This window comes from Peribacillus deserti (genome assembly GCF_002863585.1).
Classification (GTDB): domain Bacteria; phylum Bacillota; class Bacilli; order Bacillales; family DSM-1321; genus Paraperibacillus; species Paraperibacillus deserti_A.
This window is the reverse complement of record NZ_PGUY01000033.1, coordinates 53,478-67,889: the sequence shown is the minus strand read 5'-3', so window position 1 is coordinate 67,889 and position 14,412 is coordinate 53,478. Positions and strand designations below refer to the sequence as shown.

Sequence of the window (14,412 nt, the reverse complement as noted above, 5' to 3'; positions counted from 1 at the left end):
ATCCTTAGAAAGGAATATCATCTTCATTGATCGTGATTCCACCACTTTGCATTACTGGTGTTACATCTGACACATCATAGTATTTTGCTTTAGCAGCCTTTCTTTTTTCTTTTACACCATCCACATCTTTTTCATATTCCTCATGCTTAATGTATTATTAGCTGCAGCACTTTTGGGACGATATAATAGCTTTTCCAACTTTGCATGAACTCCTTTTTTGTCTTCCCCCATAATAACTAATGCTGTTCTATATAGGATATAAAACCAGTCATTTATTCTTTATTCCAGTGAAATTTATTCTACCGTACTGTAATAGGTCATAAAAATGAACAAAAAAAGGGCAATCACCAAGCAGCCAAGTATGACTGTGGTTTTGCCCCACATATTACATGATTTACAGTTTAGCATGACTATCGTCAAACTTAGGAGTAGGTATTGGATGTTGTGGAACGGAATTTTCTAGATTTTCACGGATAAATAATACCGAGATTATAGAAGCGATACATAGAATGGCCAAGAAAATGGCAAGCGGTACCCACGATTTATTGTAAGCGCTTAATAAAACGGTTGCAATCATTGGCGCCGTACCGCCAAATAGCGCTGAGCCCGTTTGATAACCTAGTGTGATTCCTGTATACCCCACGTTTGTACTAAACATTTCAGAGAACATCGTACCGATGATTCCGGCAATTGCGGACCATAAAATACCAAGTGCTATGATGGATATAACATATACCCAGAATACTGATTTTAAGGATAATAGATAAAAGTATGGAAACGAAAAAAGTGCTATTCCTATTGCTCCGAAGAGAAACACACGTTTGCGTCCGATTTTATCGGATAAAATCCCCATAGCCGGTATACATAATGTTGTAACCAGAGTTGACAGAGCAATTACGTTTAATGTGGTGGTTCTGGAAAAACCGATAACATCTGTGGCATATCCAATAAAAAAGGTAGAGAATAAATAGAATGGTCCCACTTCCGCACATTTAGCACCTAATGAAATTAAGACTGCTTTCCAATGATGTTTTAGTGTTTCTACGAGCGGGATGTTTACCATATTTCCTTTTGCTTTTTCTTCCTGGTAAGCCGATGTTTCATCAATTCCTCTACGGATCCAAAGTCCAATCACTACTAGTAATGCACTTAATACAAAAGGAATGCGCCAGCCCCAGGATAGAAATTGTTCATCCGGCAGCAGGGTCATCAATGAAATCGATATGGTGCCAAGAAACATACCAAGCGGAATACCCATTGCTGGGAAGCTCCCAAAAAAACCTCGTTTTTCTTTAGGTGCGGATTCAACGGCAAGAAGTATAGCTCCTCCCCATTCGCCACCCAGTCCAACCCCCTGAACAAGTCGTAACAACACAAGCAAAACAGGTGCCCAGAGCCCTATTTGATTGTATGTAGGGAGCAATCCAATGCAGACAGTGGCGATGCCCATCAGCATAAGTGATAATACGAGAGTGTTTTTCCTTCCATACTTGTCCCCTAAATGGCTGAAAATGAGGCCGCCCACTGGACGAATGAAAAACGTAACACCAAACGAAGCATATGCGAGCAATAAACTTACAAAAGGATCATCATTTGGGAAAAATAACTTATTAAAAACGAGTGCTGCCACTGTGCCATATAGAAAAAAATCATAGAATTCTATGGTACTTCCAATTAAACTGGCAAATAAGATCTTTTTGGATTTCTTATCTAATTTCCCGGTTGGACTCATTACACACCTCTTTCGTTTACTATTCAATGGAGAAAAACTTAGAAGTATTTTTCGGCTTTAGCGAAACCGGCAGCCACCTTTTGGCTGCATGCCGTGCGCCTCTCCCTCAAGCTCATAGGTGGAGTGAACACAGTAAACCAGTCCCATCATATACCACGCACTTCCTTGGGTATGAGCGGTAAACTTTATCTTGGACCGTGTTCCTTCTGTCGATTCTCCGGATCCACATCCACATAACAGTATAATCAGTGGATAAAACCAAAGAGAAAAATTACCCTTTTTATCCAAAGCCTAGATATAGCTCTCTGCAATATAAACTGAAACCGGTAATTTGCAAGTATAAAAAATTACGGGTTTCACTAACTAGCCAAAAATTCGATCTACATTTACTAAAGCATCAATGTGGTTCCAATCTAGGAGGCGATTATTTGAGATGTGCTGCTCAGGTCGGCTGATTGGTTACGATTTTACCGTATTTCCCTTCAAAGAATGTTAATGGCTCACCATCACGAATGACGATATCCGTTACTTCACCGATAAATAATGTATGATCTCCGGCGATGTGCTTGCTATGTACCGTACAGACGATGTTAGCCAGCGCATCCTGAATTACGGGCATTTCACTGATCCAGTCAAACTCAATTGAACGTTCATCTTTAATCTGACCAGCGAAATACATGGAATAATCCTGCTGCTGTTCTGACAAAATGTTTACCGCAAATTTACCGGTTTGATTAATTTTGTCCAGCATTTTTGCTTTTTCACCTATTGACACTAAAACCAGCTTGGGATTCAGCGACACCGACATAAAAGCATTTGCTGTCATGCCATGCGCCTCTCCTGCAATATTTGTTGTGATCACAGTGATACCTGTTGCAAATTTACCCATCGCGGTTCTGAACGCTCTATCATCCATTAGTAGATGACCTCCTTTAAATTACACTCCAATTTTGCTTGCTGCGGTATTTGCACCGAACTTAAGAATTTTATAGTACATTCTCCGCCAAGGCACTGCTTCGGAACCCCGCTCAGAGAATTAATTGGAAGACTGGAATGTTTCCTGCTGAATAGTCCCCGAATTGTTCTGCCGCTGTATAGGACTTCCACATGATATGTCCCCGGTGCCGGAAGCATATACTTCATGTCCGCGATAAACCCAAAACTGCTTTCATTCCCGGAATTATGCCAATTTGGCAGCTGGATGGAACCCTTGATTTCATAAAGTTGACCTAAGTAATCCGGTATGAGTTGAACTTTTCCAGCTCTTAATTGCTTTCTGATCATGGTCGAACTAATTTTTTCGTCATTATGTGTTTTTTTAGAAATGACCGTTACATCAAATCCCTTGTTCTTGCTCGCCGTATTTAGATAATCTATAGTCCCTTGAGCTTTTCGGCCAAAAGTAAAATCAAATCCCACCACGATTTGCCTGGCTTGAAGTCCTAAAACATATTGGTCTATAAAATCTGATGGAGAAAGGGAAGCAAATGCTAAGTCAAAACTTACTATAAACAGCCTTTCCACTCCAAGAGCAGCTAGCTTCTCGATTTTTGAAGGCAGCGGTGTAATGTACCTCATGTTTTTCTCAAATTTAATAATTTCATTTGGATGAGGATCAAAGGTCATGGCTGTAAATGTATGATTCTTCTTTTTAGCAATACGTTTTGCTTCATTTAATAGCGATTGATGGCCCAGATGAACGCCATCAAAAAAACCTATCGCCATTACATGAGGTTCCTGAGCAGCGAGCTCCAAAGCTTCTGGATGTTTGACGTAAATAACTTCCACGTGTTTCACCTTCTCTCTCATCAGAATAGCCTGGCAGTACTTCATTTAGGCAGCAAAACCTACAATTCTATAATTGTATTAAACAGCTGCTGTTTCCCTGCTTCTAACCGCATTTTGATGGATGGTATCTCCTTCTTGAAGAACCTCCTTGATCTGCTCAGCTGTTAAAACACGCGCAAAGCCTCTACGCATCGTCCTTATCGTCGCCTCATGCGCCAGGGCATTATCGGTCGCATTGATGTCTTCGCCAAATACGATATTATAGTTTAGAAAATAGCCGGTTCTAGCGGTTGATTCACAGCAGAAGTTAGTTAAGGTTCCACTGATAATTAGTGTTTTAACACCTAAGTTCCTTAAAACATAGTCCAGGTCCGTACCAGCGAAAGAACAGTAGGCATGTTTGGCTCTAATGACCCTTTCATTTGGCAGCGGGTAGATTCCGGAGTAAATATCAGCACCTGGTGCTCCCTCTTTAATTGCACCATTTTTGATAGGTTCCCAGTATTGATAGAATCCCGCACTGCAGTCCTCAGCAATTGTATGGGCTGTGTAAATGACCGGTATATCTAGACCCCGGCAATCTTCTATCACATTTTTGATGCGTGGAACCATTCGATAGGCTTCTGGAACACACATTGGATGGGAGGGATTGACGAAATCCTCCTGCATATCAATAACCAATAACGCACACTCTTCTTTTTTAATTTCAAACGCCCAGTGTTTGTCTGTATTGTAGTCCTTTTCCGCAAATTCGATAAACTCTTTTTCTCCGGAAAATACACCTTTTGCCTCAAGCTGATCTGGCTGAAGCAGGTCTTCCTCTGTCCGATTGTAAATCTTTAAAAAGTCGTTTACTACTTTGCTTTCCATTTATAGTCCTCCTTGAATTTGATTATTTAGCTTTTTTCATCGAAAATAACTATCTAATATTAATTTCTGAGCTCTGTTAAACTTGTATGTTGATTTTCGCTCCAGACACTCCCATTCCGCGGGCTGTCCGGGAGCCTCCACGGCGTGAAACGCCTGTGGGGTCTCCCTTGACCCGTTTTTCCCGCAGGAGTCTCGCGCCTTCCGCTCCAATCAACCCAGTGCCAAAAATAATAATGTACTTTAACATAGCCAAATTCTTAGATGCTATCATGGTGGACTGTAATTTTCAGGACTTATGCGTAGTACCGAACTTCAAAGATTTTGCAGCCATTTTTTGATATCCATGGACCATGCTTCATTCCTGGAGGGCGGGTAGCCACCATGCCTGCTGTAAACTCTTCATTCAATTCTAAATCAATGATTGAACCTTCAATAATATAGAGTTCTTCCCAAAAGTCGTGAATTTGTACTCCATTTGGTGATGTATCCGTTTCAGGCTCAAATTGCAAAATGCGGGTAGCTACTCCTGTCTCAGGGTCGGCAGCAATGACTCTTTGGGATAATCCTTTAACATTTTCAAATTGTTCAACTTCAAATTTAGTGTATGCAGTGAATTCAAGCTCTTGTTTTGGCATGGTTTTTATTCCTCCTCAGCATCTTTTAAAAGTTGGACTTTATATGAAAGAGTGATTTTTCTTTCGAGATTCCTGTCAAATAGCTCTGCCCTGAATGCTTCTCCAAAAATGAACTCACCCTCTATAAGCGGCGGCGTTCCGCAGAACAAAGCCAGATTGGAACTGTTGTATCCGCGCTCTTCAACAATTTGCAGCAATTCTTCAGGAGATAGAAAAGAACTCAATTTCCCTTCCTGGTACAAGGCTTCTTCGCCATTAATTGTCATCCAGCTCCGTAATTCAATCTCGCCTATACGCTCCTCGATCTCATCAAGCTTCCATAATTCTTTGCTTATTGGCTTTGGGCACACTTGCTTCGACTTTTGGATGGAGACTGCTTCAAGTATGCGGTCAGTATGGTCGCTTCCCAGCCCTAAATACCTGGTTCCTTCTATATTAAGTAAAACAACTTCCACCTCGCCGCTGCTATGATTGTTCACCACAGAAATTGTAGAGTCGGAGGTCAGCAGCGAGGGAGTGAGATCGTATAGCATCGGAATTCTTGGCGGGGCAGGAACTCCCAATTCTTTTAATTCTTCAATATGCTTTCTTGCAGCATCCTGGTCCTTCGCGGTATAGCCAGCAATGACAAGCCGGTCAGGCGTCCAGTTCATATCCTTATTTTCAATTCTTACTTCCATTTTTCATTCCTCCTACAGACTATACTGTCCTCACTTTAAGGAACCAATCTTACATTGCTTCTATAAAACCCGGTGTTTCAGCTGTGGAAAAACCTCACGAATCGAATCTATCTGCTCCAGGTTTATTTCAGTTTTAAGCACGGTTTCAAACTCACCTGCAGACGCAATGACGACACCCCATGGGTCGACTACCTGGCTGTGGCCTCCCAGCAGTACATTGTTTGTTTTCCCAGCGCAATTGCTAGAAATTAGGAAGCATTGATTCTCAAGGGCACGAGCGGCATTGAATAATTTCCAGTGCTGAAGCCGTTGATGCGGCCATGCGGAAGTGACCAGAAAAATCTTCGCTCCTTCATCTACCTGCTGTCTGAATAATTCTGGAAAGCGCAAATCATAACATGTAGAGAGACCTATCTTTCCAAATTCGGTATCAATTACTGTAGGCTTTTCGCCGCGTGTCAGGATTTCTCCTTCCGCTGAACCGTATCGGAACAAGTGAATCTTACGGCTTGTTCCAATAAGCTCTCCTTCACGGTTAAAAACAACGCTTGTGTTGTAAAACTTATCCCCTTCTTTTTCAACAAAACTTCCAGCATGTATATAGGCTCCAAGCTTCTTTGCTTTTTCTGAAAAGTGCTGGACAAAAGGACCATCAATCGTTTCTGCTTCTTTTGTATACGAGTCAAAGGCAAAATAACCTGTTGCCCAAATTTCCGGCAGCAAAATTAAATCCTGACCTCTCAACCCGTCCAAAATCCCGCTTACTCTTTGAATTCTTTCTTCTTTTGATTCATTATCTTTAATTTCTACTTGTACAGATGATATTTTCATAATTCTCCCTCATTTTTAAATCATTTGTTCTTCCACTTTTTGCGGAATCTGATAGCTTTCCAGAAATTGATCGACCAATTGAACCACTTCTTCATAGCGATAGTTTCTAAAAGCATACCCTTTCGTTACAAATGGGGCACCATTATAGAACAACTCGTATTGCTGGTGGCGGCCCCCAAACTCTGACCCTATTACATCCCAGGCGAGTTTGAATAATTTCACACGTTCTTCTGCAGACGCACCGGGAGATTTGATATAGCGTGAAATGTCATCCCTTGTTTCAGGATTTATCATTTCTTTATAGGTAGAAGGTACTTGAAGAACTCCCCCACCCACTAAATCTCTTAATATATGGATCACTTTCGGATAAATAGAATCCTGTAAACCAACGACTCCATATAAAAATCTGCGATTCGGATAAACAGTTCCGTTTTCATCCGTCATATAATTATACTCGGATGCCAGCAGCATGCCTTCAATAGAAGCAGCGATGGAAGCTAATTCTCCTAATTTCTCCTGTACTGGCGGCAATTTATCAATTCCATTCATGGCAGCCACTTTTCTGGCAATTCCAATTATAAACTTCAGTTTCATGACAAAACGGATTTGCGCCTGGCTGTTCCCATAAACATGCGCTGGCGTCTCATGAAATTGAGCTCTAACTATATCGATGTTTCGATAGGCAAAAACATGCTCCCATGGAATAAACACATCGTCGAAAACAACCAGGGAATCGCCTTCATCAAATTGGGTGGATAATGGATAATCATAGGTGCTTGGCTTATCTGCTGCAAAGCTTGGTCTAGAATATAATTTTAGCCCTGGTGTACTCAGCGGCACGACAAAAGACACGGCATGAGCTTCATCACCCGGGCGAAGAGGTGAAATGCAGCTTACAAAGAGGTAGTCGGATACTGCTGAACCCGTCCCTAACATTTGTGAACCTCGGACAATGATCCCATCTTCCTGTTCTTTATAGACACCGACAGCTGTAAATTCATTTTCTTGCTCATGTGAAGCTTTACTTCGGTCTGTTTGTGGAGGAATAATTACGTAGCTTAGATATAAATCATTATCCCTGGCGTACTTATAGAAGTTCAATACGTTGTCTTTATACATTTGTCCGCCTCGGGCAAAAACATCAGGATTACTTGCAAATCCAGCCAAAAAACCGGCAACATGATCCGGGCTTCTGCCAACAAACCCACAAGTGGCATTCGCCCATTTTTCAATGGCTTCACGTCTTTCTTTCAGCTCTTCTATGCTTTTTGGAATCATATATATTTTGTTTGCTATCGTGCCATCTTCTGTTATGTAGCTCATATTTTGCTTTTCATCGGCTGCTATATCATAAAGACTTGCAACCGTTTGGGAAATACCTTTAAAGGCAGGATGTGTCGTTACGTTCTCCACCCGTTCTCCTCCAATATAAACACAGCGGTTATCCTTAATCGATTCTAAATATTGCGCACCTGTTCTGACCAATGTAATCTTCCTTTCTAGAAAACAACCTTTATAGTAATCTATGTTTTGATCGCATTTGAACTTGAACTGTTCACTGTTTCTATGTGAATTTTCAAAGATGACAATATATATCCAGAATGTACCCGCTTATATTTCTGCCGGTATCACAAATCTGGAGAAATGTGACTGACTAGAGGAGAATTCCTGTTTTTTGATTTAGATTTCAATCTATTGAATATGTAAAAATCATCTCCCCCTTTCGAGTGGGAATTTTTATCTGTCCTCAAAATTCAAAGCGTTTTTAGAATTGTTTAAATGGTCTAAGATAAATTTTGAAGCCGATTCTGTATTTTGTTCCTCAATGGACTGAATGATTCGCCTGTGTTCCACCAGCACTTCTTTCATTCGGCCTTTTCGGCTTACTGCCTTTAATCCCATCAATTGTGTAAGATTATGGAGATTAATTAACACTTGCTCCATCAATTTATAATTGGCAAGCCTTGTCAGCATCAAATGGAATTCCTGATCTAAATCAATAAAATGAATGTTATCATCATTATTCATTGCTTCTTCCTGCTGTCGAATTAAATTATTGAGCAGCATCAAGTTTTCCTTTGAAATTGTCATGCTGGTAAGCTTCTTCGTTACTTCCAATTCGATAGAACTTCTTAATAGAAAAATTTCGTCTTGTTCCTCTTGTGTGATGTTTCGTATACTTAATCCCTTTCTTGGGATTGAAACAAGCAATCCATCCTTGACCAGGGTCTGTAAAGCTCCTCTTACAGGTGTTCGCGACGTGTTTAAAGATTCTGCCAGCTGAACTTCTGTAAACACTTCGTCCCTGGTAAAAGCACCATTTAATATTGCATCCAATACCTGCTTATATACTATATCCTGAGTCGTTTGCTGTCGTATTGGTTTTAAATATCGTTCTTCCATATAAATCGCCCTCTTTAGAAATAGAGTCCAGGGTAACCAGGACAACTGTTTATGTTTTATGTATACATTGTACATAATACAGTGTACACAAGTCAAACAATAAATTTAAATTTTCAAAAAATTCAATCTTGCCTTTTGATTGCAGCGAAGGGCACTCTCTTTCCGCGGGCAGTCCCGGAGCCTCCTCGGCGTATCACGCCTGAGGGGTCTCCCCTTTGCCCGCTTTTCCAGCAGGAGTCTCGCACCTGCAGCGAAGATCAACATAGTGCAAAAATCAACAATGATCTTTAACAAAGCCTTTTCCAAAATATAAATTGTGCGGTTTCGCCTAAACATAACTATATTTTGAATAACGATCCCGCCGAAACGTAAAAAGCTCAAGGCGGGCGGCCTTGAGCCTTTAAATTTGTATTTGATATGGCAATTACTAATCACGATGGAGCAGTCTTGCGTTTAACCTAGCGGATTTCCTCAAGCAGAAAGGTTTCCCCGAGCCATAAAGCCACTTCATCAACCAAAGCGTCCAGAATCATTTTTCCGGCACTCGCGCTTGCGCCGCATGGTGTTCCAAATACACCGGTGGCACTGACTGCCTTTACTCCCTTAGCCTGCATAGTCTCCATCCACCCATGCTCATTCCTGGTATATCCCTGTACCGTTTCAAATTCACGCACCCGTTCCTCACCTAACACATGCAGAACCAGGCTGGTTTCCAGTGCTCCTGCATGACTGTCAGTTGAAGCAAGCTGCAGTCCTGCTTTCTGACCGGCCGTATGCATCACGTTAAGAAACTGTCGAAAATCTGTGTAAGCTTCTATCTGCACGCCTTGTAAGGCAAGTAAGTTGTCATCGGCACAGTCTCCTAAAAAACTGAAATTCCCGCCATGAAAACTTAGAAGGCAGATGCGAGTCAAACCCATGCGGTTAAGAGATGTGATATAGGCCCCAATTTCACCTTTCAGCGTTTTCCGGTCAAGGCTAACGGTGCCGGGAAATTCGACGTGATGGTCAGATAATCCCGCCATTAGTGTTGGTGTGACGATGACCGGCTCTCTAAAACGCTCTGCTGCTGCTGCAGCAAGAACTTCGACCATGGCTGAATCAGTCACCAGCGGCAAATGCGGGCCGTGCTGCTCCAATGCTCCTACCGGGATCAAACCAATGGCTCCTTTTTGCCTGGCAGCCACTGCCGCTTCATATGAAGTTAAATATTTCAGTTCAACAAAACTCATGACAGCTGCTCTTCACCTGACGGCGCGTGGGCCTCGGTTCCGGTCTGAGGCAGGAATACGTCATTATAGGTGATTTTTCCGGCTTTACGTTTTTCTTCTGCATACTCCCCGCGATTGATGAGTTTCAGGGGATTCCGGGCCTGACGAATTTTTTCCCTCATCAGATCGGTAGCTTCTAAATCAACTTCATACTCGGTGGATAGACCCTTCGTCCGCTTGTGGACGATAACCCCATAATTTTCCTTCGCACTTTCAACTGACACCAACTGGCGGAGTACATCCATACGGACAGCCTCAACATCCCGTTCCAATGGATCTCCCCAGCCGCCTCCGCCTGGAGTCGTAACCCGGATCACATCACCTGCTTTTACAGGGATTCCCTCCTGGCAGAACTGGACTAACTTCTCATCTGGAGTGCCAGGATTAATCCATGTTCCGCCAGGCAGACCTGGACCTCCTCCGTTTACGCCAAAGCAACTGAAAGCGGTCCGGTCCACATATGTTACGTAGTACCCGTCCGTTAATATATGAATGTCTTTTACATAGCCCATACCGCCGCGATACTTCCCGCATCCGCCGGAATCAGGATTAAGGGCAACCCTTTCAATGACTACGGGATATCGCTGTTCTATAAACTCGGTCGGCAGGTTCTTCGCGTCATTCACCATGTCCACCGCATCCGTTCCATCAGCGTAAGGGCGTGCTCCTGATCCGCCGCCGAATACCTCACGATACAGCCATGGCTTTCCGTCATTATCATATCCGTATACACCATATACCTGCACACAGTTATTATCCGCATTCACATTCCCGCCAAATGCCTGGGCCAACGCAGCTCCATAGGCACCGAAACTGCGGAACCAGCACTGCATCCGGTTAATGACAGGAGCTGGATACTCCGATGTCAGTACAGTGCCTGGCGGCAGTTCACAGCGGAAAACCCTTGTAACACCCTCATTAATGACAGTGCCAGGTGCAAATTGGGATAAGAATGAACCCACCCACTTGGACAGAAATCTGCCATCATTCGGAGAGTTCAGCGGACCTTCCGTCTGTGGATTAGTCCCCGTCCAGTCTAAAATGATTTTCGTTGGATCCTTGCGGATGGTAACCATCAGCTTCACGGGATCCTCCATGTTAATTCCATCATTATCCAAGAAATCCTCTCCGGTGTATTCGCCATTAGGGAACATAGGCAATATCACATTTCTAACCGCTTCTTCACAGCGGTCCATCAGCTTGTACATAGCGGCTTCTACTATATCTGCACCCAGCCGGTCGCAAAGCTGTTTCACCTGGCGCTCAATCAGCCGGCAGGCACCAATGAATGCATCCAGATCCCCCTGCATAGTATCTGGAAAACGGGTGTTCCGAAGGACAATTTTATAAATATCCTGCTGTACTTTGCCTTTGCTGTAAAGCCGGACAGGCGGGATTTGGATTCCTTCTTCAAAAATACTGGTAGAAGTAGTCGGCCAGCTGCCAACCGATCTGCCGCCTACATCCTCGGTGTGGCCGAAAATCATGCTGAAGGCAATCAGGCGGCCGCTGTGAAAAATCGGAATACATATGCAATAGTCCGGAAGATGGGTAATGGTACCATGTGAATCGTAAGCGTCATTGTATAAAAAGACGTCTCCCTCGTGAATATCTTCAAGAGGAAAATGTGCACGGACTGCATCGGCACTTGCACCCCAGGAAACAGAAGTTACATTATTGCAGTCTACCGTACAGATGGATGCGCGATAATCATGCTGCTCACGAATAATGGTGGATCGCCCAGCCAGCTCAACAGCAGCCTCACCCTCTTCCACCGCTGCCTCGAGACCTCCTTCGACGACATCCAGAGTAATAGGATCCACTTTCTGCTTATACTCTTCAATACGGGCCCATTCTTCATCGGAGCGGGGCCATTCTTGCTGTCTGAATGGTTTGTATTCAGGGGTCTTATAAATGGATGTATCAAAAATATGAGTTTGCTGATCATTTGTCATCCTTGTACTCCTCCTACTGATTTTCTGGTTATGAGCAGATGTCCGAATTCATTTACGGATACTTCCCATCCTGGTTCCACCACCGTAGTCGTATCGTACTGTTCTATTACTGCCGGTCCTTCAAGAGGTTCAGAGATTGGTTCGGTCGGACGTTCATACACTGGGCAATGAACATAATCTGATACAGCATTTACATATAACGGACGCGTGAACTTCAGCAAGTCACTCCATCCACCCTTGGAGTATGGTTTCGGACGATGTCGAGGCGGTGCAAGCTGTCCAAATCCAGTTACCCCTATATTCACGATTTCAACCAGTGATTTGTTTTCGTAAGAATAGCCGTACTGACTCTCATGCGCGGTGTGGAAGTTTTTAAAGCTATCAGCAAGTGATATAGAATCATCAGAAATTGGAAGCGGAACTCGAATTTCAAACGCCTGTCCTACATAACGCATATCGACGAACGCCTGCAGGCGAATTCCTGAGCTTTTAAAGCCCTGGTTCGCTAAATCCTCGATAACACGTTCCCGAACTTGTAAAAACTCTTCTTGCAGCTGTTCTTCATTAAGTAAATCTTCCCGCTGTACATCCGTAATAACATGGTCAACACGTACATCGGAATAGAGAAGGCCTGCAGCAGCAGTAGCCCCTGGTGCCATTGGAACCAGAATGCTTTTCATGTCCAGCGCATTGGCAACTGGTGAAACTAAGAGTCCGCCAGCACCGCCAAATGGGAACAATGTATAATCTCGCGGATCCCGTCCGCGTCTGACTGATACAACTCTAATTCCGGCTGCTATGTTTTGAGTAGCAATTTCTAAAATCCCTGCAGCTGCTTTTTCAACTGAAAGTCCCAGCGGATCCGCGATTTTAGTCTTAATTGCGTCATATGCAGCCTGCCTGTCCAGCGGAATTGCCCCTCCAAGCAGATAAGGCGGTATTCTTCCCAATACTAGATTGGCATCAGTTATAGTCGGCTCTGTTCCTCCACGGCCATAACAGACAGGGCCAGGAGCGGATCCGGCGCTTTGTGGACCAACCCTAAGAGCCTTGCTGCCAGCAAGCCAGGCAATGGAGCCGCCGCCCGCTCCGACTGTAGTCATGTCGATCATCGGTGACTTTATATCATATATATCTATTTTGCCTTCTGTCAGAAGACGCGGGATACCGCCTTCAATCAAAGCCATGTCAGTGCTCGTTCCGCCCATATCAAGAGTAAGCACGTCCGTAATTCCAGCTGCATTCGAAATAGCAGCAGCTGCAATGACACCAGCGGCTGGTCCAGAAAGTGAAGCTGCTATTGGTCTTTTAATGAGCTCGCTCGCTGTGGAAACGCCGCCGCTCGATTTCATTACATAAAGCGGGGCCTCTGTTCCTGCTTCCTGTGCGCGGTCACTAAGGCGGTCGAGATACGTCGAAAGGAGAGGCATGAGCCCTGTATTTAAACAGGTAGTAAGCGTCCTTTCATATTCGCGGTATTCACGGATTACATCTGAGGATATTGACACAAAGCAATCTGGATATTCTTCCTGAATAATTTCGCGAGCCCTTTCTTCCTGAGCCGGATTCTGATAGGAGTGAATAAAGGACACTGCGATTGCCTTTACTCCCATCTCACGGTATTCCCTGGCTGCAAGCCGGATCTGCTGCTCATCAAGCGGGCGTAAAACCTCTCCTTTGTAATCAAGGCGCCCGTCCGCTTCTCGAACTAATTCCAGAGGCACGATCCGAGGCGGTTTGATCCAGTAGCTGATAGCCCCAAACTCGCCGGGAACATTCTGGCGGGCAACCTCTAGCATATCCCTGTATCCCTTTGTAACAATGAGGCCAAGCTGCGAGTACTTTCCTTCTAATACAGCATTTGTTGCAACTGTGGTCCCGTGGAGAAGCATGGTCACTTCTTCAGCTGTTGCTCCGATCTCACCCAGCACTCCCTGTATTGCATCAAGGAAAGCCCGGGAAGGATCATCGGGTGTACTTGACGTTTTAAATACCTTCTCCTCGCCAGTAATATCATTGAGTGCTACCAGGTCAGTAAATGTACCCCCTGTGTCAATTCCAATACGCCAACTCATTTTATTCTCCCCTTTCCGAATCGTTATTTCACACTTAAGCCGAAAGCAGTTTTTACAGGAATTGCTTTAGCTCGCTTGCTTTTAAGTGTAGCACCTGCATCGCATCGTATCTGTTCATTAGTTACATAAAGACAAAAAATTCTGAAAAAGATTAAACGTCTAGGATTTAATG

The 14,412-nt window shown here is 43.7% G+C and carries 13 protein-coding genes; all 13 read right to left on the bottom strand.

Annotated elements, in window-relative coordinates:
• Positions 1–394: 394 nt before the first annotated feature.
• The 13 genes from CUU66_RS11120 to CUU66_RS11065 all read right to left on the bottom strand — a co-directional run bounded on the left by CUU66_RS11120 (position 395) and on the right by CUU66_RS11065 (position 14,240).
• A complete protein-coding gene (locus tag CUU66_RS11120) occupies positions 395–1,732 on the bottom strand; it encodes an MFS transporter (protein ID WP_101642107.1) in 1,338 nt (445 codons plus the stop codon).
• A 442-nt stretch (positions 1,733–2,174) separates the two neighbouring features.
• The gene (locus tag CUU66_RS11115) at positions 2,175–2,648 is read right to left on the bottom strand and encodes a flavin reductase family protein (protein ID WP_101642105.1); all 474 of its coding nucleotides are present in this window, start codon (positions 2,646–2,648) and stop codon (positions 2,175–2,177) included.
• Positions 2,648–3,520 (bottom strand): FAD synthetase family protein, encoded by an 873-nt coding sequence (locus CUU66_RS11110; RefSeq protein ID WP_180955259.1) that lies wholly within the window; start codon positions 3,518–3,520, stop codon positions 2,648–2,650. Before CUU66_RS11110 ends, CUU66_RS11115 begins: the two co-directional genes overlap by 1 nt.
• A 78-nt stretch (positions 3,521–3,598) precedes the next feature.
• Positions 3,599–4,390: a cysteine hydrolase family protein gene (locus tag CUU66_RS11105; protein ID WP_101642101.1), complete on the bottom strand. Its 792-nt coding sequence runs from the start codon at positions 4,388–4,390 to the stop codon at positions 3,599–3,601.
• Positions 4,391–4,466: 76 nt separating this feature from the next.
• A complete protein-coding gene (locus tag CUU66_RS24155) occupies positions 4,467–4,637 on the bottom strand; it encodes a hypothetical protein (protein WP_180955258.1) in 171 nt (56 codons plus the stop codon).
• Positions 4,638–4,683: 46 nt separating this feature from the next.
• Complete coding sequence (locus tag CUU66_RS11100; RefSeq protein WP_101642099.1) at positions 4,684–5,025, bottom strand: cupin domain-containing protein; 342 nt, start codon at positions 5,023–5,025, stop codon at positions 4,684–4,686.
• Positions 5,026–5,030: 5 nt separating this feature from the next.
• On the bottom strand, positions 5,031–5,705 hold the full coding sequence (locus CUU66_RS11095; protein WP_101642097.1) for a DUF2848 family protein: 675 nt from the start codon (positions 5,703–5,705) through the stop codon (positions 5,031–5,033).
• Positions 5,706–5,765: 60 nt separating this feature from the next.
• Positions 5,766–6,536, bottom strand: a complete 771-nt coding sequence (locus CUU66_RS11090) for a carbon-nitrogen family hydrolase (RefSeq protein WP_101642094.1) — start codon at positions 6,534–6,536, stop codon at positions 5,766–5,768.
• Positions 6,537–6,551: 15 nt separating this feature from the next.
• Positions 6,552–8,021 (bottom strand): 4-hydroxyphenylacetate 3-hydroxylase family protein, encoded by a 1,470-nt coding sequence (locus tag CUU66_RS11085; RefSeq protein WP_101642091.1) that lies wholly within the window; start codon positions 8,019–8,021, stop codon positions 6,552–6,554.
• Positions 8,022–8,273: 252 nt separating this feature from the next.
• Positions 8,274–8,939 carry a GntR family transcriptional regulator gene (locus CUU66_RS11080; RefSeq protein WP_180955257.1) on the bottom strand — a complete coding sequence of 222 codons (666 nt, stop codon included), beginning with the start codon at positions 8,937–8,939 and terminating at the stop codon, positions 8,274–8,276.
• Between the two features lie 458 nt (positions 8,940–9,397).
• Positions 9,398–10,171 (bottom strand): creatininase family protein, encoded by a 774-nt coding sequence (locus CUU66_RS11075; protein WP_101642087.1) that lies wholly within the window; start codon positions 10,169–10,171, stop codon positions 9,398–9,400.
• On the bottom strand, positions 10,168–12,165 hold the full coding sequence (locus tag CUU66_RS11070) for a hydantoinase B/oxoprolinase family protein (RefSeq protein WP_101642084.1): 1,998 nt from the start codon (positions 12,163–12,165) through the stop codon (positions 10,168–10,170). Before CUU66_RS11070 ends, CUU66_RS11075 begins: the two co-directional genes overlap by 4 nt.
• Complete coding sequence (locus CUU66_RS11065) at positions 12,162–14,240, bottom strand: hydantoinase/oxoprolinase family protein (protein WP_101642082.1); 2,079 nt, start codon at positions 14,238–14,240, stop codon at positions 12,162–12,164. Before CUU66_RS11065 ends, CUU66_RS11070 begins: the two co-directional genes overlap by 4 nt.
• Positions 14,241–14,412 lie beyond the last annotated feature (172 nt).